Genomic DNA, 18,071 nt, shown 5'->3' on the forward strand with positions numbered 1-18,071 from the left:
GCGCCCGGGTCCGGCCATGTTCAGGCTCTTCAAAAGGCGGCGCAACGCGGCCGCACGCGATGACCGGCCAGCCGCCGACGCGGCGGCGCTCGCGCCGTCCGACGCCGGCGAGCCGCCGGCGTCACCGGCGAGCGCCGCTCAGGGCGGGCAGCCGGACGCGACGGCCGCGACGGCCGCCCCGTTCGCCGCACCGGATGCCGCGCCCGCCGTCGGCGTGTCGTCGTCCGGCGCGGCATCCGGCACGTTGCCCGACACGGCGCCGGGGGCGTCCCCCGGGCCGGCATCGGGCACGCCGGACGGCCACGCGTGCGCCCCGCCGTCCGACGCGCCGCCCCCCGCCCCGCCCGCGCCCCCTGCCGGCACGCCGCCCGGCGAGCCGGCGGACGCCGACCGCCCGCCGCCGCGCGGGCTCGCGCTCGACGAGATCGCGCGCGGCATGCAGCACGCCGCGGCAGCCGCGAATCAGCTGCTCGCGCATCAGTACACGGCCGTGCTCGACCAATTCTTCGACCGGCGCGACGACGGCCTGCTCGCGCCGCGCGAAGTCCAGGTCGCGCTCGACGCCGAGCACACGATGCCGGTGCCGCTCGTCGCGCTCGCGACGCCGCGCGGCCTCGCGCTCGAACGGATGGTCGTGCACCTGACGGTACGCGGCGATTTCACCGAGGCGCATCCGGCTGGCGGCTTCGCCGGCGACGACCAGCGCGGGCGCTTCTACGTGACGCTCGCGCCGCGCTCGTCGAAGAAGGATGCGCAAGGCAACGCGGGGCACCGCGACACCGAGCACATCGACATCGAAATGCAGTTCGCGGCGCTCGCGCCGCCCGAAGCGATCATGCGCGTGATCGACGAATACACGCATCGCCTGGTGCCGCGCGCACGGCACGGCAACGAGGAGCACCACGATGGCGAACCAGCCTGAACGCACCGGCACGCAAGGCATCGAGCTGATCAAGCACTTCGAGGGCCTGCGGCTCGCGCGGTATCTCGATGCGGTCGGCAAGCCGACCATCGGCTACGGCCACCTGATCCTGCCGCACGAGCGCTTCACCCGCCCGCTTACGCCGGCCGAAGCCGACGCGCTGCTGCGGCAGGACCTGCGCAGCGCCGAGCTGAACCTGCGCAAGCTGCTGCGCGTGCCGGTCACGCAGCAGCAGTTCGACGCGCTGATGTCGTTCGTCTTCAACCTCGGCTCGGGCCGCCTGCGCGCGTCGACGCTGCTGCGCTACCTGAACGCCGGCGCGCCGGCCCGCGCGGCCGACCAGTTCCTGGTCTGGAACAAGGCGGGCGGGCGGCCGCTCGCGGGCCTCACGCGGCGGCGCCAGGCCGAACGCGCGCTGTTCCTCTCGTGAACAGCGCACGCGGCGCGCAACGATCGTCACGGGTCGCCGACCCTGCCGTTCGCGCCATTCACCGCGCCGCGCGCCGCGCCTAAGCTGAAGCCGTCGTCTTACGAAGCCGCATCCCCCGCACCTCAACGCATTTCAAGAAAGGAGCCCAGCATGCATGTCATTCCCCCGCCCGGCCGCCCGACGCCGCCCCGTGTCTTCTTCGCGCGCCTGCCCCGCGCCGCGCGCGCCGCCGTTGCCGCGGCCGCGCTCGCCGTCGCGGCGGCCGCGCCACTCGCGGCAAGCGCGGCCGGCGCGGCGCCGCTGCCCGCTTACGCCGCGGACCTGACGCGCACGTCGGTGTCCGGCCTGTCGTCCGGCGGCTTCATGGCGATGCAGTTCGACGTCGCGTATTCGAGCCGGCTGATCGGCGCGGGCATCGTCGCCGGCGGGCCGTTCTACTGCGCGGGAGAGAACGAGCTGGTCGCCCCGGCGGTCGCCGCGATGACGCTGTGCATGCAGCCGGTCGGCCCCGCGCCGTCCGCGAACGACGCGTGGCGCTACGCGCGGACGTTCGCACAGCACGGCGAGATCGACGATCCGGCGAACCTGCGCAGCCAGCGCATCTACGTGTTCAGCGGCGCGAAGGACACGGTCGTGTCGACCCGCGTCGTCGACCAGACCGCGCGCTTCTACGAGCTCGCGCAGGTGAGCGCCGCGAACCTGCAGTACCGGCGCCATCCGGACGCCGGCCACGCATTCGTCACGGACCGCCCCGGCGACGCCGCATGCAGCGCGAACGCGAGCCCGTACATCGACAACTGCGGCTTCGAGCAGGCGCACGACATCGTCCGCTGGATCTACGCGACGCCCGGCAAGCCGCTCAACCCGCCCGCCGTGCAGGCCGGCGGCAAGCTGCTCGCGTTCGACCAGCGCGCGTTCGACCCGCAGCGGCGCGCATCGCTCGACGACACGGGCTACGTGTATGTCCCGGCAGCGTGCGAGCGCGACACGTGCGCGGTGCACGTCGTGTTCCACGGCTGCGTGCAGAACGCCGCGACGGTCGGCGAGCGGATGATCCGCGGCGTCGGCTACAACGAGATCGCCGACACGAACCGGCTGATCGTGCTCTATCCGCAGGTCGCGAAGTCGGTGGCGAACCCGCTCGGCTGCTGGGACTTCTGGGGCTATACGAACGCCGAGCCGACCCGGCCCGGCTTCTATCGCCGCGACGCGCCGCAGATGGCCGCCGTGATGCAGATGGTGCAGCGCCTCGGCGCCGCGCGCCCGTGAGCCGCACGCCGCTTCCATGATCCTCACTCGATTCACACGACAAGGACCCGTCATGTTTTCTTCGCTGATCGCCCAATGGGAAAGCGCGAACCTCGGCGCGCTCGAGCTGTTCGGCAAGGTCGTCGCGCAAACGACCGGCGCCGGCAGCGCGCCCCGCGGCCCCGCCTGGCGCGCGTTCGCGCATACCGCGCTGCTGACCGGACATCGCTATCTCGACGCCTGCCAGGCTGCCACCAACACGCTGTGGCGCGACCAGGTCGAGCGCGTCGGGCTGAAGCAGTCCGCCGCCGCGCTCAAGGAGCTGGCCGCGCTGAACGCCGACCTCGCGACGCGTTTCACGCAGAGCCACCTGCAGCACGCGGGCGCGCTCGCCGACGCCGCCGCGCAATGCCTCGACGATCTCGGCCGCACGCGCGGCCCCGGCGACGCCGCGATGGCGCTCGGCCGCTTCGCCGGCGACCTGCACGCGCAGGCCCGCGCGCACGCGCTGCACGTGTCGTCGCTGACCACCGGCATCGCGCCGGCGCTCGCGCAATGGGCCGACCGCAACCTGCGCGACGACCCCGACGCGAGCGCGACGGAGCAGGCGTCATGAACATCCGGCTCCGGTTCGTCAACCGCTCGAACGATTGCGGCAGCAGCGAGGTGGTGCTGTTCCAGCGCGACGTGATGCCCGATTTCGACGCGCTCGCGATCGCGTGGAAGGTGATCCGCTATTGCGGGCGCGACTGCGTCCATCCGTTCGACTATGCGACCGACATCGAGGTCGCGCTCGGCGACGAGCACGGCAACTTCTCGCCGCGCATCGCCGCGCCGGCGGGCGCGCGCTTCGCGATCGACCCGCTGGCGAGCGGCCGCGGGCGGCTCGCGCCCGACGAGGCGGACGCCGCGGGCGGCGACGTCGAAGTCGTGAACCGCCTGACGCGCGGCGCGGTGAACGTCAACGCGTTCTGCGCGGGCCGGCTGATCGCCGCGAAGCACGCGGTCGCGCCGGGCCAGAAGGCCGTGTTCCGCTTCACGCCCGCGCTGTGGATCGGCGTCGCGTCGCAGGTGCAGGAAAGCCATGCGCTGAACGCCGCGGTGCTGTCGAGCGCCAACACGCTGCTGCCGCTCGCGGGCGTCGCCGCCGCGGACATCGTGATGACGGGCGGCGGCACCGGCGCCGACGCGCAGCCGTTCAGCTTCGCGCTCGAGCAGGTCGAGCGGCGCTAGCGGCCGGCGCGTTTTTTGATCCGTTTTGCCTGGTTTACATGGTTTGGCGGCCCGGCTTCACAGCCGGGCCGGCGGGAAGGTGCGCGGCAAACCGATTGCCGTCTTTCAACTCAAGGAGCAACGACGTGGATATTCAACTGAACCTGATCAACCGCTCGAACGATGCGAACAACTCCAGCATCGTGATTTTCCAGAAGAACGTCGCGACCGATTTCGACGAACTCGCGATCGCGTGGAAGGTGATCCGCAACTGCGGACAGGGCGACAACCATCCGTTCAAGTTCCCGATGACGATGAGCGTGAGCGCGAGCGACGCCTACGGCAACCACATGCCGCAGCAGAACGCGACCAACGGCCAGGTGTTCCAGGTCGTGCGCTCCAGCTCGGGCGACGTGCTGCAGCTCGGCGGCGACCCCGGCGCCAGCAGCGAGGTGCAGGTCCGCAACGACCTGCCGGGGGGCGCGGTGAACGCGACGATCTACAAGGACGGCAGCGCGCTCGCGCGCAAGACGTCGATCGCGCCGGGCCAGAAGGCGGTGTTCCAGTTCAAGCCGACGCTGTGGATCGGCGTCGCGTCGCAGATCGAGCAAGGCGCGCTGCTGAATTCCGCGGTGATCTCCGACATCAACACGGAACTGTCGCTGCTCGGCATCGCGAGCGCCGACATCGTGATGACCGGCGGCGGCCCGGGCCCGCGCTCGCTGCCGTTCACGTTCCTCCTCGAAAACGTCGTGATGGCGTAACCCCCGACGCGCGCCGGCGGTCTCCGCCGGCCGCTTTCATTCAGGCATCCGAACCAAGGTGACTCATGGACATCAAGCTCAATTTCGTCAATCTGTCGAACGACGTCAACAACAGTCAGGTGGTGATCTTCCAGAAGAACGTGTCGACCGACTTCGACGAGCTCTCGATCGCGTGGAAGGTGATCACGAACTGCGGGCGCGGCGACAATCATCCGTTCGTCTTCCCGCTGCTGACGACCGTTTCCGCGAGCGATGCGGACGGCAACTACATGCCGCAGAAGCGGGCGGACAACGGTCAGTTGTTCACCGTGTCTCGCTCGACGTCGGGCAACGTGCTGGCGCTCGCCGGCCCGGCGCCGACGTCGCGCGAGATCCAGCTGCGCAATGACCTGCGCCAGGGCGCGATCACCGCGTCGGTCTTCAAGGACAGCCGCCTGCTCGCGCGCAAGACCGGCATCGTGCCGGGGCAGAAGGCGGTGTTCGAGTTCAAGCCGACGCTGTGGATCGGCACCGCATCGCAGATCGAGCAAGGCGCGGTGATGAACTCGGCGGTGATCTCCGACATCAACACCGAGCTGTCGCTGCTCGGCATCAAGAGCGCCGACATCGTGATGACGGGCGGCGGCGGGGGCACGACCGCGGCGCCGTACCAGTTCAAGCTCGCGAACGTCGTGATGGGCTGAGCCCGGCGACACCGGGCGGCGCGCGCATCACGCGCGCCGCGCCGCGTCGTCACTCGGGCATGCCCTGCCCGCGCGTTTCCGGCAGGAACCACGACACGATGATCCCGATCACGTAGCACGCGCTCATCGCGACCGCCGCGTGCGGAACGCCGCCGAACGCCTTGATCATCGCGCCGGAAATGATCGGGAACACCCATGCGATCAGGCGCGCCACGTTGAACACGAAGCTGATCGCGGTCGAGCGCACCGTCGACGTGAACAGCTCGCACGGATAGATCGCCATCCACACATACGCGCAGCCGAGCGTGAAGAAGCCGTTGATCGGCGCGACGACCTGCATCGCCCCGCACGGGGCCGGGTGAACCCTCATCTCGCGTCGTAGCACCCGATGCTGCGCAGTGCGCGCAACCGCAGCAGATCGTGTGTGTCACCGTCGCCGGCGAGAGAAAAACGTTCCACGCAACGCAGAAAGTCCGCGCGTTTTTGGAAGCACTTTCCTTTTTGACAAAACTAAGATGGCCCTCAGTCGTTCAGCAGTCGTGGTCGCCGGACACGCAGCGCCGCTGCAGCCGGTCTACAACACTCACAAGCCGCACGGGCAATCATGAACACCATGCTTGAACTCTCCGCCGCCCTCCTTCGCCTCGCCACCCCGCGCCTGCGCCATGCCGCGCCCGCGCGGGATCGCACGCCGTAACCCACACCCGCGACAACACGCACCGTCACGCACGCATGCGGCCGGTCCACACCGGCCCCCGCGTTTTCCGCGCCGTGCAACACACGGCCCCCTGCCCGCCCACGGCGACGCCGCCCGTCGCCGCGGACGCGCACACCCTGAATTTTTCGACGACCACCCAGGAGACAACCATGAAGCGCCTCGCCCCGACATTCAAGTTCAAGCAAGGTTTCGCCGCCGCGCTGCTGTGCGTCGTCGCCGCGACGTCGCACGCGGCCGACCTGCTCGACACCGTCAAGCAGGCCGGCGTGCTGAAGATCGCGCTCGAAGGCACCTACCCGCCGTTCGACTACCGCAACGCCGACGGCCAGCTCGAAGGGTTCGACGTCGACGTCGCGAAGGCGGTCGCCGCGCGCCTCGGCGTGAAGCCGCAGTTCGTCACGACCGAATGGAGCGGCATCCTCGCCGGGCTGCAGGCCGGCAAGTTCGACGTGATCGTCAACCAGGTCGCGATCACGCCGGCGCGCAGGCAGGCGCTCGATTTCAGCCAGCCGTACGTGTATTCGTCCGCGCAACTGCTGCAGCGGCAGAACGACACGCGCGCGTTCAAGTCGCTCGACGAGCTGAAGGGCAGGAAGGTCGGCGTGACGATGGGCAGCAACTACGTCGACCTCGTGAAGACGGTTCCCGCGATCGACCTGCAGGTGTATCCCGGCACGCCGGAGAACCTGCGCGACCTCGCCGCCGGCCGCATCGACGCGGCGGTCAACGACCGGCTGATGCTCGGCTACCTGATCAGGAACTCGCACCTGCCGCTGCGCCCCGGCTCCGTGCTCGCAGGCGGCGAGGACCAGATGGGCATCCCGTTCCGCAAGGGCAACCCGAAGTTCGCGAAGGCGCTCGACGATGCGCTCGCGTCGCTGCGGCAGGACGGCACGCTGAAGAAGCTTTCGATGCAGTGGTTCGGCGCCGATACGACGAAACCCGCCATGCAATGACGCAGCCCCACCGGCACGCGCCGCGCGCATGGTCGCGCGACGCGTGCGGCCAACACTCAGGAGACACGTGATGGAAGCACTCGACCTGGTCGTCCACACCCTGCCCGCGATGGCAAAAGGCGCGGCCCTTACCCTGAAGTTCGCGGTGGCGTCGATGGCGCTCGGCCTGCTCGCGGGGCTTGCGATCGCGGTGCTGCGCATCGGCAGCAACCGGCTCGCGGCCGGCCTCGCGCAGGGCTACGTGAGCGTGATGCGCGGCACGCCGCTGCTCGTGCAGATGTTCGTCGTCTATTACGGGCTGCCCGACCTCGGCATCACGCTCGATCCGACGTCGGCCGGCATCTTCACGCTGACGCTCAACGCGGCCGCGTACCTGTCGGAGAGCATGCGCGGCGCGATCCTCGGCATCGGCCGCGGGCAATGGGCCGCCGCGCACAGCCTCGGCCTCACGCACGTGCAGACGCTGCGCTACGTGATCTGCCCGCAGGCGCTGCGCCTGGCGGTGCCGAGCCTCGGCAACACGCTGATCAGCCTGATCAAGGACACGTCGCTCGTCTCCGTGATCACCGTGACCGAACTGCTGCGCTCGACCCAGGAAGTGATCGCCGCGACGTTCCAGCCGTTGCCGCTCTATCTCGCGGCTGCCGCGATCTACTGGGTGCTGAGCACGCTGCTCACGCGGCTGCAGGTCCGCGTCGAAAGCCGTCTCGCGCTGCCGACCGCGCATTGAGCGCGCGGCTCCTTCTCCAGACCAGAACCACGGACAGAACATGATTACGCTCGACAACGTTTCAAAGTGGTACGGCAAGCATCAGGTGCTCGCCGATTGCAGCGCGGCGGTATCGAAAGGCGAAGTGGTCGTCGTGTGCGGGCCGTCGGGCTCGGGCAAGTCGACGCTGATCAAGACGATCAACGGCCTCGAACCGTTCCAGCAAGGCAGCATCACCGTCGACGGCACGCGGCTCGGCGATCCGGCGGTGAAGCTCGCGCAACTGCGCGCGCGCGTCGGCATGGTGTTCCAGCATTTCGAGCTGTTTCCGCACCTGTCGATCATCGACAACCTGACGCTCGCGCAGATCAAGGTGCTCGGCCGCCGCACGGACGAAGCGACCGACAACGGCGTGACGCTGCTCGAGCGCGTCGGGCTCGGCGCGCACGTGCACAAGTATCCGGGGCAGCTGTCCGGCGGGCAGCAGCAGCGTGTCGCGATCGCCCGGGCGCTGTCGATGAACCCGGTCGCGATGCTGTTCGACGAGCCGACCTCCGCGCTCGACCCCGAGATGATCAACGAGGTGCTCGACGTGATGGTCGAGCTCGCGCGCGACGGCATGACGATGGTGTGCGTCACGCACGAGATGGGGTTCGCCAGGAAGGTCGCGCATCGCGTGATCTTCATGGACCAGGGCGCGGTCGTCGAGGACGCGTCCAGCGACGCGTTCTTCCATGCGCCGCGCTCGGACCGCGCACGCGATTTCCTCGACAAGATCCTGCACTGACCGCATGGCGGCCGCGCCGCCGCGGCGAACCGATCGACCCAATCACAAAAAGGACGACGCCTTGACGACCCTGCATTCGACCGACACCGTACTCGCCCATGAAGGCCGCTCGCACGGCCAGCCCGGTGCGCCCGTGAACCCGCCGGTGTACCGGCAGTCCACGCTGCTGTTCCACGACACCGAGGCGCTCGACACCGTGCGCGGCACGCCGCTCGCGTACGGCCGCCACGGCAGCCCCACCACGCGCGCGCTCGAGAAGGCGCTCGCGCGCCTCGAGGGCGCGCATGCCGCGCTGCTCACGCCGAGCGGGCTCAGCGCGATCACCACCGCGCTGCTCGCGGTGCTGAACCCGGGCGACCATCTGCTGATGACGGATTCCGTCTACGACCCCACCCGTTCGTTCTGCGACGAAACGCTTGCGCGCCTCGGCATCGAGACGACCTTCTACGACCCGCTGCTCGGCGCGGACATCGCGTCGCTGATGCGGCCGAACACGCGTGCGGTCTTCACCGAATCGCCCGGCTCGCTGAGCTTCGAGGTGCAGGACACCCCGGCGATCAGCCGCGTCGCGCACCGGCACGGCGCGGTCGTGCTGCTCGACAATACGTGGGGCACGCCGCTGAATTTCCGTTCGTTCGCGCATGGCGTCGACGTGTCGATCCACGCGGCGACGAAATACATCGCCGGGCATTCCGACGTGCTGATGGGCGCGATCCTCGCGACCGAGGCGCTGGCGCCGAAGATCACGCGCTGCTACCGGCAGCTCGGCATGACCGTCAGCGGCGACGACGCGTATCTCGCGCTGCGCGGCCTGCGCACGCTGTCGGTGCGGCTCGAACGGCATCAACGCACCGCGCATGCGCTGACCGCGTGGCTCGCGCAGCAGCCCGAGGTCGCGACCCTCCTCTATCCGGCGCGGCCGGACGATCCGGGCCATGCGCTCTGGCAGCGCGATTTCACCGGCGCGTGCGGGCTGTTCGGCGTCGTGTTGCATCCGCAAGCCGCCGACGCGATGCGCGCGATGCTCGACGGGATGACCTGCTTCGGCATGGGCTACAGCTGGGGCGGCTTCGAGAGCCTGATCATCCCGGCCAGCCCGGCGCGCCACCGCACGGCGACGCGCTGGCCGTGGGACGGCCCGCTGCTGCGGATTCACGCGGGCCTCGAGCATCCCGACGACCTGATCGCTGATCTCGACGCGGGCTTCGCACGCCTGCGCGCGGCTGCGCTCGCGCAAGCCTGACTGATGCATCCGCGCTGCGGCGCGCGCGTCGCACGAGCCGCAGCGCACCGAAGTTTCTTCAACGTTCGACCCCAACCTTAGCGAGGCAAGCATGAAAGACACGCTGTTCATCCTGCGTCCCGGTTTCTTCAAGGATGCCGACGGCCCGTTCTACTGCGGCGATTCCGTTGCCGTCGAAGGGCTGCTGAGTTTCTTCCCGCAATTGCGCGACGCGCTCGACGTCGAATACGTCGACGCGCCGCGGCCGCGCCGGCCGATCGTCGCGCTGATCGGCGAGGACAACCAGTCGGCGCCCGTGCTCGTGCTCGGGCAGGCCCGGACGCCGAAGGATGAAGCGATCGAGGTGAAGGAAAGCAATGGCCGGCGCTTCATCGATGCGCCGGCGGATATCCGGCGCTACCTGTCGTCGCAGTATGGCGTCGCGCATGTCGCGTGAGCCGGCGCGCGTCGCGTCATGACGCGCTGACCGGTGTACGCGGTCACGGGCTTCGCGCGCCGCAAGGTTCGCGGAGTCCGTTCGGGCCGCATCGGTGCATGCGTCACCCCGCCACGGGTCGTCCCGCGAGCTGACCGCCCTAAACCGGAACGCGCACGTCGAGGCCGGCCTCCCGCCATGCCTTCAGCAACGCCGCGCGGCGTCGCGGATAGCGTTCGCCGAGCGGCTTCAGCGCGACGATGCGGTCGGTCCGGAAGTGTCGGAAGTCGTTCCTGAGTTCGCACCACGCGACCAGTATCCGCGCGTCCTCGAAATAGCCCAGCGCGAACGGCCAGACGGTGCGCTCGGAGCGCTTGTCCCGGCCGTCGCCATACGTGATCCGAAGCTTGCGCTCGGTGCGGATCGCAACACGAAGAGCGTCCATGTCGACGGTTTCCCGGTCGGCGACCGTGCGCGGACCGACCAGCAGCGTGGTGCTGTCCAGGTCGCGGCGCAGTTCGGCGGGCAGCACGGCGGATATCTTCGCGAGCGCGTCGGACGCGGCCGACGTCAGTTGCGCGTCGGCGAACTTCGCGACCCAGCGAAAGCCGAGCGTCAACGCTTCCAGTTCGGATGGCGAAAACATCAGAGGCGGCAGCATGAACCCGGGACGCAGCACATAGCCGATTCCCGGTTCGCCCTGGATGTCCGCGCCCTGCGCCTGCAACGACGCGATGTCGCGATAGAGGGTGCGGATGCTGATGCCGAGTTCCTGCGCGAGCAGGCGGCCGCTGACCGGCCGGCGGTGGCGTCGCAGCGCTTGCAGCAGCGACAGAAGGCGTTCGGAGCGTGTCATGGATCGATGCTGCCATTTTCTGGCAGTGTCGTCCAATAGAATGGTTCGCACCTCCAGCCCTTCAGGACGATCCCGTATGACCTCCCCGAACCTCGTCATTCTCTATGTTGAAGATCCGGCGCGCAGCGCGCTGTTCTATGAAAAGCTGTTCGGGCGCGCGCCCGTCGCCGCGTTTCCCACCTATGCGGCGTTTGCGTTCGACAACGGGCTTCATGTCGGCCTGTGGTCGACGAGCGCCCGCGATTTCGTGTCGCACGGCGCCGGCCATCGCACCGAGCTCGCGTTCATGGTCGACGGCGATGCGGAAGTCGACCGCATGCATGAAGCGTGGCAGGCGCTCGACGTGCGGATCGAGCAGGCGCCGATGACGGCCGTGTTCGGGCGGACCTTCGTCGCGCTCGATCCGGACGGCCATCGCTTGCGCGTCTGCACGCCGGACGACTGAGCGCCGCAGGCGTCACCCCGCCCGGCGCACCGGCATCCCTCGCGAGAAATATTTCGCGCCCGCCACGCACCCGACGACGATCGCGGTCACCGCGATCATCGACGCCGGCACCGGCTCGTGCAGCAGCCCGGCAGCGAGCACGAACCCGAAGAACGGCTGCAGCAGCTGCAGCTGGCCGACGCCCGCGATGCCGCCGAGCGCGAGCCCGCGATACCAGAACACGAAGCCGATCAGCATGCTGAACAGCGACACGTACGCGAGCCCCCACAGCACCCCGGCGTCGACGCCGTCGAACGACGCGGGCCGCGTGACCCACGCGAGCGGCAGCATCACCGGCAGCGACAGCACGAGCGCCCACGAGATCACCTGCCAGCCGCCGAGATGCCGCGACAGGCGCGCGCCTTCCGCGTAGCCGAGCCCGCACGCGACGATCGCGGCGAACATCAGCGCGTCGCCGACCGGCGAGGCCTCGCCGCCGTTGCGCAGCGCGAACGCGACGACCGCGCCGCCGCCGATGAGCGAGAAGACCCAGAACGGCAGCCGCGGCCGCTCGCCGCCGCGCCACACGCCGAACAGCGCGGTCGCGAGCGGCAGCAGCCCGACGAACACGATCGCGTGGGCCGACGTCACGTGCCGCAGCGCGAGCGCCGTCAGCAGCGGAAAACCGACCACGACGCCAAGCGCGACGACCGCCAGCGACGCGGCTTCGCCGCGCGTCGGCCGCTGCTGCTTCGACGCCACGAGCAGCAGCAGGCCGAGCACGCCGGCGATCGTCGCACGCGCGAACGTCAGGAACATCGGATCGAGCCCCTGCACCGCGACCCGCGTCGCGGGCAGCGAGCCGCTGAAGATGATGACGCCCAGCAGGCCGCTGAGCCATCCGTCGGTAGACTTTTGCACGGGGATTCCTGATCGAAGGTGAATAGCCGATGATCCGCCCGCCGCCAAAAGCGCGTAAGCTACAGCGCAATACAATTCCGCCAAACTGTACTGGACAAACGTCCGTACAGTTCGTGCCGTTCGCCATGAACCACCTCGATCAGGACCTGGCCCCGCCCGCGCCGTCGCGCACGCGCGTGGAAACCGTGATGGACACGCTGCGCGCGCGGATCGCGAGCCGCGCGCTGATGCCCGGCGCGCGGGTGCCGTCGATCCGGATGATGGCCGACGCGCTGCAGGTGTCGAAGTCGACCGTCGTCGACGCGTACGAGCGGCTCGCCGGCGAAGGCGTGCTCGTCGCGCGGCGCGGGTCGGGCTTCTACGTGTCGGGCCACGCGCCGCCGCTTGCGCTCGCCGATCTCGGGCCGCGCCTCGACCGCGACCTCGATCCGCTATGGTTGTCGCGCCAGTCGCTCGAAGCGGCTCCGACGACCGTGAAGCCCGGCTGCGGCTGGCTGCCGTCGTCGTGGCTGCCGGACGAGAGCCTGCGCCGCGCGCTGCGCGCCGTCTCGCGCGACGAGCCCGACGCGCTCACCGACTATGCGACGCCGCTCGGCCTGCCCGCGCTGCGCCAGCAGCTCGCGTGGCGGCTCGCGCAGCACGGGGTCCATGCGGAACCCGCGCAGATCATGCTGACCGACGGCGGCACGCATGCGCTCGATCTCGTGTGCCGCCTGCTGCTGGAGCCCGGCGATACGGTCGTGCTCGACGACCCGTGCTACTTCAACTTCCAGGCGCTGCTGCGCGCGCACCGCGCGCGGATCGTCAGCGTCCCGTACACGCCGAACGGCCCCGATCTCGCGCGTTTCGAGCAGACGCTCGTCGAGCACCGGCCGCGCCTTTACATCACGAACGCCGCGCTGCACAACCCGACCGGCGCGACGCTCGCGCCGCCCGTCGCGCACCGGCTGCTGACGCTCGCGACCGAGCACGACCTGCTGATCGTCGAGGACGACATCTTCGCGGACTTCGAGAGCACGCCCGCGCCGCGGCTCGCGGCATTCGACGGGCTGTCGCGCGTCGTGTCGATCGGCAGTTTCTCGAAGACGCTGTCGGCCGCGATCCGTTGCGGCTACGTCGCCGCGCGCCCCGAATGGATCGACGCGCTCGTCGACCTGAAGCTCGCGACGTCGTTCGGCAATGCGCAGATCGGCGCGAACGTCGTGCATCGGCTGCTCGTCGACGGCACGTACCGGCGCCATCTGGACGGCCTGCGCGCGCGCCTCGCGGACGCGATGGGCGAAACGATCCGGCGCCTCGCGCGCGCCGGGCTCGGGATCTGGACGGAGCCGCGCGGCGGCCTGTTCGTGTGGGCGCAGTTGCCGGACGGACTCGACGCCGCGCGCGTCGCGCGCCACGCGCTCGACCACGACGTCGTGCTCGCGCCGGGCAACGTGTTCAGTGCGTCGCGCAGCGCGACGTCGTATCTGCGCTTCAACGTGTCGCGCTGCAAGGGGCCGGCGGTATTCGATGCGCTGGCGCGTGCGATGGAGGCGGCGCGGCGCGACGGATGCGCGGCCGCGCCGGACGCGAAAGATCGCGCGCTGGTGCGCGATCTGTGACCTATGACAGCTCGCAGAAGCGCAGCCGGTTGCCGAACGGGTCGGTGATCTGCATCTGCCGGCCCCAGTCGAGCGTCTCGACGCCGGGGCGCGCATACGTGTAGTTCTTCTCGAGCAGTTCCCGATGCAGCGCGTCGATGTCGTCGACCGGCACGAAGATCGCCGAGCCGGGCGTGCTGTCGCCATGGTGCTCACTCAGGTGGAGCAGCACCGAATCGCGCTTGATCTGCGCGTAGAGCGGCAGCCCCGGTTCGAAGCGATGCTCCCAGTCGAGCGTGAAGCCGAGGTAGTCCAGATAGAAGCAGTACGCCTTCTCGATCGAGAAGATGCGCAGGATGGGGATGGCGTGAAGCAACGGCATCGTTCGGGGCCTCGTGATGGGAGGGTCAGGCCGGCGGCTGCGGCGCGGGTGGTCATGATAACGCGCAGACCACCCGCCCTTCACCTCACGCCTCGCCCGCGTGTGCCCGCGCCCGCACGTCGGCCAGCGAGACATCGACCAGCAGCCGCCCGGTATCGAACACCGTCTGGAGCGCGTCGTCCCATTCGCTCTCGACCGCGCGATCGTCCCACGCGACGGGCAGCGTCACGGTCCGGTATTCGCCGGTACGGCGATTGCGCAGCAACGTGAGCCGCCCCTTCTTCGACCGCTTGCCCTGATCGGTGACGGGGTCCTTGCAGACCTCGCGCCACACGCCGCCGCGCCGGATCGCCGAGCACTTCATCGCGAAGCGCTGCGTGTCGCGGTTCACCTGCTGCAGCAGCGCACCGCCCATCCCGAACACGACGTTGCCGGCCGCATAGCCCGCGTCGTCGAGCGCGCTCAGGATAGCCTCGATCGAATTCGCGTCGACGCCGTCGCCCTGGATCACGCGCACGTGGTTCAGCACGCGCCGGCCCTTGGCGTTGAGCGTCGAGCCGAACGACGCGTCGAGCGCACGCACGGTCTGCAGCACGATCGTCACCGGATCGCCGGAATCGGGCCGCACGACGAGCGTCGCGCCCGATTCGATCACCGCCTGCTTCAGCTCGCCGCCCCACAGGTCGAGCGCGGCGAACAAATCGTAGGAATCCGATACGACCGACACGATCGCGCCCGGCAGCCCGAAGCGGCGCAGCATGTTCCGGTACGCATCGGCCTCGCCTTCGCGGCCCCACGACGTGATCGTGCTGTGCTCGGCCGCCGGCACCGAATACGCGGCCATCGGCTCGCGGTAGAAGCGGTTCGCGGCGAGCACGCCGAGCACCGTATCCGAGCCCATGAAGCTGACGAGGTGCGCGGCGCCGCCGATCGCCGCCGATTCCGCGCTCGACACGCCGCGCGCGCCGAAGTCGTGCAGCTTGAACGGCAGTTGCGCAAGATCGTCGTCGGTCTTTTCGAGGAAGCGGCGGATCGTCTGCCTGAGGTGCCAGCTCTGCGTCGCGACCGTCACCGGATACCACACGCGCAGCAGCATCGTCTCCAGGTACGACGCGAGCCAGAACACCTGCGGGTCGTCGCATTCGACCGTCATCAGCACGTTGTGCGTCGGCACGACCGAGCCCTCCGGCACCGCGCGGATCTTCACCGGCAGGTAGCCGTCGTAGCGCTCGACGATGTAGCGCCACCCCGCTTCGTTGAACGGCACGCCGTGCACCGTGAAGAAATCGCGTGCGTCGTCGATCATCGCGTGCGTGACCGGCCTGCACAGATATTCCTTCAGCAGCATCTGCAGGCCGAAGAACAGCGTGCGGTCGTAGCGGCCGCCGCGCGACTCGACGTACGAGAACATCGCGGTCGCGTCGGCCGGATATTGCAGGAAGTGGGATGCCTTGTACGAATCCGTGTTGAGGATCGGATTGGCGAGAACCGCGGCAAAGCCGCCGAGATCGTTTTGCATGGCTAGAGCTCCTCTAGGCCGTTGAGAGGCCGCCGCGTCTGTCGCGGCGGACCGGAATGCGGGAATCAGCGGATCACAGCTTTCCCAGGAAGTGATAGGCGATGTCGAAGTGATCCTCGAACATCACGCTGCGCATCTGCGCGAATTCGTTGAGCGGCACCCAGCGCGCCTTGTCGGCGTCGTCGCTGCCCTTCACGCGCGGCAGCTCGCCGGTCGGGAAGTTGAACAGGCACGCGTGCGTGATCGTGCGGCCGCGCAGCGAGCGGGTCGGGTGATCGAACACCTGGCGATCCTTCAGCGAGCCGCGCAGCACGGGCTCGGGCAGCTTCAGGCCGGTTTCCTCGCGCAGCTCGCGGATGCAGGCGGTGTCGAGCCGTTCGTCCTGGTTCACGAAGCCGCCCGGCAGCGCCCACAGGCCGCGGCCGGGCTCGCTGCGCCGGCGCACGAGCAGGATGTGGCCGGAATGCACGACGACCGCGTCGACGGTCACGAACGTGACCGGATACGGCGCCGCCGCCCACGCCTTGCGATACGCGGCGATGAACTCGGCTTCCGCCTTGAGCTGCGCGAATTCCGGCTGCGTGCGGAACCGCTCGAGCCAGCCGAACACGGGCTCGGGCACGGCCCATTGCACGAAGCTGTTGGGGCGTTCCGCGAAGTACTGGTCGCGGATTTCGGTGGCGGAGATGTCTTCCGTCGCGTCGGCCTCGACCAGCTCCCATTGCGGGAACATCCGCAGGTAATACGACGTGGCGTCCTTCTCGTGGCCGATCAGCCCGACCTTCTTGTGCGCGATGTCGCCGAGCGCGGACGCGACGGCATCCTGCACCCAGCGCACCCAGTCGCCATCGTTGTACGTCGAGTCCTGCACGTGCGCGATCGTCACGCGGTCACGCTCGGACGCGTCGAGCAGCGAGGCCAGCATCTGGCGGCGCTCGTCGAACGAGAACGGATCCTTGATGGTGCGGGGCTTGTCGGTCGACCCGATCAGCACGCAGACGCGCTCGGCCCGGCTCAGTGCGGACTTCAGCACATTCAGGTGGCCACGATGCGGGGGCTGGAAACGACCGATGAAGACAAGCGCGTCGAAGCGCCTGGTGTGTTGCGTACTCATGAGGCTCCCTCAAGAGATTGAAACGCTTCGGGTCTGTCCCGAAGGCATGGAGGGGATCGTAGGCTTTTTTTTGAGATGCGTCAATCGAACGCACCCTCGACTTGACGATGCATGACGGAAATCGCGAGACTGGCACGTTACACTCACCCGACTTCATCCGAACTTGCGCGGACGCGCCCCTATCATGAGGATCTCAGTCAGCCGCACCGTCGGCGTCGATCGCAGACGCCTCTTCACGTGGTCGCAGGATTACGCGCGGCGGCTCGTGTGGGACAGCTTCCTCACCGACGCGTACCTGCCTGACGGCAAGACGGCGGACGTCGGCATCGACGCGTTCTGCCGCAGCACCACGGGCGCGACGATGGTGTCGCGCTACATCTCGTACCAGCCGCCGCAGGTCGCGGCGGTCGAGATGGTGAACGGCCCGAAGGTGCTCGCGCGTTTCAGCGGCAGCTGGAACTTCATCGAACGCACGCCGGGCACGACCGACGTCAAGTTCACGTACCACTTCCGTGCGCGGCCGGCCTGGCTGCGCTGGCTCGTCGAGCCGCTGATCGGCGCGTTCTATCTCGTGCAGACGCGCCGGCGGCTCGATGCGTTCAAGCGCTGGGCCGAAGCGGAGGCCGCGCCGCGTTGACGCGCGATGCAGTGGGCAGATGGATGAAAACGCATTCACTGCCGTACAAGTACGCGCGGCTGGCTATGGGTGTCTTGCTCCAGGATCTTGCGTTGCAATTGCATCAATCCATAGATCAACGCCTCGGCAGTCGGTGGACATCCCGGAACGTAAACGTCCACCGGCACTATCCGGTCGCAGCCGCGCACCACCGAGTAGCTGTAGTGATAATAGCCCCCGCCGTTGGCGCACGATCCCATCGACACCACATATCGCGGCTCGGCCATTTGATCGTAAACCTTGCGCATCGCCGGAGCCATCTTGTTGGTCAATGTGCCGGCCACGATCATCAGATCGCATTGTCGGGGTGATGCGCGAGGGATCATGCCGAAGCGATCCATGTCATATCGGGCGCCCGCGGCATGCATCATTTCGACCGCGCAGCATGCGAGGCCGAACGTCATATACCAAAGGCTGTTTTTCCGTGCGGCCGCCATGACGGTGTCGAGCGAAGTCACCACGAAGCCGTCTTTCTCCAGCGTAAATTGTTTGCCCATCATGGTTGGATAGTT

The 18,071-nt window shown here is 68.8% G+C and carries 22 protein-coding genes; 15 read left to right on the forward strand and 7 right to left on the reverse strand.

What is annotated here, in order from left to right:
* Positions 1–16 precede the first annotated feature (16 nt).
* From B7P44_RS28450 to B7P44_RS28480, 7 genes are all read left to right on the forward strand, one after another.
* Positions 17–922, forward strand: a complete 906-nt coding sequence (locus B7P44_RS28450; protein WP_231716737.1) for a DUF2589 domain-containing protein — start codon at positions 17–19, stop codon at positions 920–922.
* Positions 906–1,352: a lysozyme gene (locus B7P44_RS28455; RefSeq protein WP_084909212.1), complete on the forward strand. Its 447-nt coding sequence runs from the start codon at positions 906–908 to the stop codon at positions 1,350–1,352. Before B7P44_RS28450 ends, B7P44_RS28455 begins: the two co-directional genes overlap by 17 nt.
* 150 nt (positions 1,353–1,502) lie before the next feature.
* A complete protein-coding gene (locus B7P44_RS28460; protein ID WP_084909213.1) occupies positions 1,503–2,621 on the forward strand; it encodes an extracellular catalytic domain type 2 short-chain-length polyhydroxyalkanoate depolymerase in 1,119 nt (372 codons plus the stop codon).
* Positions 2,622–2,673: 52 nt separating this feature from the next.
* Positions 2,674–3,216: a hypothetical protein gene (locus B7P44_RS28465; RefSeq protein WP_084909214.1), complete on the forward strand. Its 543-nt coding sequence runs from the start codon at positions 2,674–2,676 to the stop codon at positions 3,214–3,216.
* On the forward strand, positions 3,213–3,833 hold the full coding sequence (locus B7P44_RS28470; protein ID WP_084909215.1) for a hypothetical protein: 621 nt from the start codon (positions 3,213–3,215) through the stop codon (positions 3,831–3,833). Before B7P44_RS28465 ends, B7P44_RS28470 begins: the two co-directional genes overlap by 4 nt.
* 125 nt (positions 3,834–3,958) lie before the next feature.
* Positions 3,959–4,576 carry a hypothetical protein gene (locus tag B7P44_RS28475; protein ID WP_084909216.1) on the forward strand — a complete coding sequence of 206 codons (618 nt, stop codon included), beginning with the start codon at positions 3,959–3,961 and terminating at the stop codon, positions 4,574–4,576.
* 65 nt (positions 4,577–4,641) lie between these two features.
* Entirely contained in the window at positions 4,642–5,259 is a 618-nt protein-coding gene (locus B7P44_RS28480; RefSeq protein WP_084909217.1) for a hypothetical protein, read from the forward strand.
* A gap of 49 nt (positions 5,260–5,308) precedes the next feature.
* Here the strand turns inward: B7P44_RS28480 and B7P44_RS28485 are convergent, their stop codons facing one another.
* Entirely contained in the window at positions 5,309–5,629 is a 321-nt protein-coding gene (locus tag B7P44_RS28485; protein ID WP_133117935.1) for an MFS transporter, read from the reverse strand.
* Positions 5,630–6,126: 497 nt separating this feature from the next.
* On the opposite strand from B7P44_RS28485, the gene B7P44_RS28490 reads away from it, so the two are divergent.
* The 5 genes from B7P44_RS28490 to B7P44_RS28510 all read left to right on the forward strand — a co-directional run bounded on the left by B7P44_RS28490 (position 6,127) and on the right by B7P44_RS28510 (position 10,108).
* Entirely contained in the window at positions 6,127–6,933 is an 807-nt protein-coding gene (locus B7P44_RS28490) for a transporter substrate-binding domain-containing protein (RefSeq protein WP_084909218.1), read from the forward strand.
* 70 nt (positions 6,934–7,003) lie between these two features.
* Positions 7,004–7,663, forward strand: a complete 660-nt coding sequence (locus tag B7P44_RS28495; protein ID WP_084909219.1) for an amino acid ABC transporter permease — start codon at positions 7,004–7,006, stop codon at positions 7,661–7,663.
* Positions 7,664–7,703: 40 nt separating this feature from the next.
* Positions 7,704–8,429, forward strand: a complete 726-nt coding sequence (locus tag B7P44_RS28500; protein WP_084909220.1) for an amino acid ABC transporter ATP-binding protein — start codon at positions 7,704–7,706, stop codon at positions 8,427–8,429.
* 61 nt (positions 8,430–8,490) lie between these two features.
* Positions 8,491–9,672 carry a cystathionine beta-lyase gene (metC, locus tag B7P44_RS28505; RefSeq protein ID WP_084910075.1) on the forward strand — a complete coding sequence of 394 codons (1,182 nt, stop codon included), beginning with the start codon at positions 8,491–8,493 and terminating at the stop codon, positions 9,670–9,672.
* Positions 9,673–9,763: 91 nt separating this feature from the next.
* Positions 9,764–10,108, forward strand: a complete 345-nt coding sequence (locus tag B7P44_RS28510; RefSeq protein WP_084909221.1) for a DUF3088 domain-containing protein — start codon at positions 9,764–9,766, stop codon at positions 10,106–10,108.
* A gap of 139 nt (positions 10,109–10,247) precedes the next feature.
* Here B7P44_RS28510 and B7P44_RS28515 read toward each other — a convergent pair whose 3' ends face one another.
* Positions 10,248–10,943 (reverse strand): helix-turn-helix transcriptional regulator, encoded by a 696-nt coding sequence (locus B7P44_RS28515; RefSeq protein WP_084909222.1) that lies wholly within the window; start codon positions 10,941–10,943, stop codon positions 10,248–10,250.
* A 76-nt stretch (positions 10,944–11,019) separates the two neighbouring features.
* On the opposite strand from B7P44_RS28515, the gene B7P44_RS28520 reads away from it, so the two are divergent.
* A complete protein-coding gene (locus B7P44_RS28520; RefSeq protein ID WP_084909223.1) occupies positions 11,020–11,388 on the forward strand; it encodes a VOC family protein in 369 nt (122 codons plus the stop codon).
* 12 nt (positions 11,389–11,400) lie between these two features.
* On the opposite strand, the gene B7P44_RS28525 is transcribed toward B7P44_RS28520, so the two are convergent.
* The gene (locus tag B7P44_RS28525; protein WP_084909224.1) at positions 11,401–12,288 is read right to left on the reverse strand and encodes a DMT family transporter; all 888 of its coding nucleotides are present in this window, start codon (positions 12,286–12,288) and stop codon (positions 11,401–11,403) included.
* A 125-nt stretch (positions 12,289–12,413) separates the two neighbouring features.
* Here B7P44_RS28525 and B7P44_RS28530 point away from each other — a divergent pair, with 125 nt between their 5' ends.
* Positions 12,414–13,889 (forward strand): aminotransferase-like domain-containing protein, encoded by a 1,476-nt coding sequence (locus tag B7P44_RS28530; RefSeq protein WP_084909225.1) that lies wholly within the window; start codon positions 12,414–12,416, stop codon positions 13,887–13,889.
* Between the two features lies 1 nt (position 13,890).
* Here B7P44_RS28530 and B7P44_RS28535 read toward each other — a convergent pair whose 3' ends face one another.
* The 3 genes from B7P44_RS28535 to B7P44_RS28545 form a co-directional block, all read right to left on the reverse strand.
* The gene (locus B7P44_RS28535; RefSeq protein WP_084909226.1) at positions 13,891–14,250 is read right to left on the reverse strand and encodes a glyoxalase superfamily protein; all 360 of its coding nucleotides are present in this window, start codon (positions 14,248–14,250) and stop codon (positions 13,891–13,893) included.
* Positions 14,251–14,335: 85 nt separating this feature from the next.
* Complete coding sequence (locus tag B7P44_RS28540; RefSeq protein ID WP_084909227.1) at positions 14,336–15,769, reverse strand: nicotinate phosphoribosyltransferase; 1,434 nt, start codon at positions 15,767–15,769, stop codon at positions 14,336–14,338.
* Between the two features lie 73 nt (positions 15,770–15,842).
* A complete protein-coding gene (locus B7P44_RS28545; RefSeq protein ID WP_084909228.1) occupies positions 15,843–16,883 on the reverse strand; it encodes a bifunctional nicotinamide-nucleotide adenylyltransferase/Nudix hydroxylase in 1,041 nt (346 codons plus the stop codon).
* Positions 16,884–17,067: 184 nt separating this feature from the next.
* Here B7P44_RS28545 and B7P44_RS28550 point away from each other — a divergent pair, with 184 nt between their 5' ends.
* On the forward strand, positions 17,068–17,520 hold the full coding sequence (locus tag B7P44_RS28550) for an SRPBCC family protein (RefSeq protein ID WP_084909229.1): 453 nt from the start codon (positions 17,068–17,070) through the stop codon (positions 17,518–17,520).
* Positions 17,521–17,555: 35 nt separating this feature from the next.
* Here B7P44_RS28550 and B7P44_RS28555 read toward each other — a convergent pair whose 3' ends face one another.
* Positions 17,556–18,056, reverse strand: a complete 501-nt coding sequence (locus B7P44_RS28555) for a NuoB/complex I 20 kDa subunit family protein (protein ID WP_205128733.1) — start codon at positions 18,054–18,056, stop codon at positions 17,556–17,558.
* Between the last annotated feature and the right edge of the window lie 15 nt (positions 18,057–18,071).

Origin of the sequence: Burkholderia ubonensis subsp. mesacidophila (assembly GCF_002097715.1) — a bacterium.
GTDB lineage: Bacteria > Pseudomonadota > Gammaproteobacteria > Burkholderiales > Burkholderiaceae > Burkholderia > Burkholderia mesacidophila.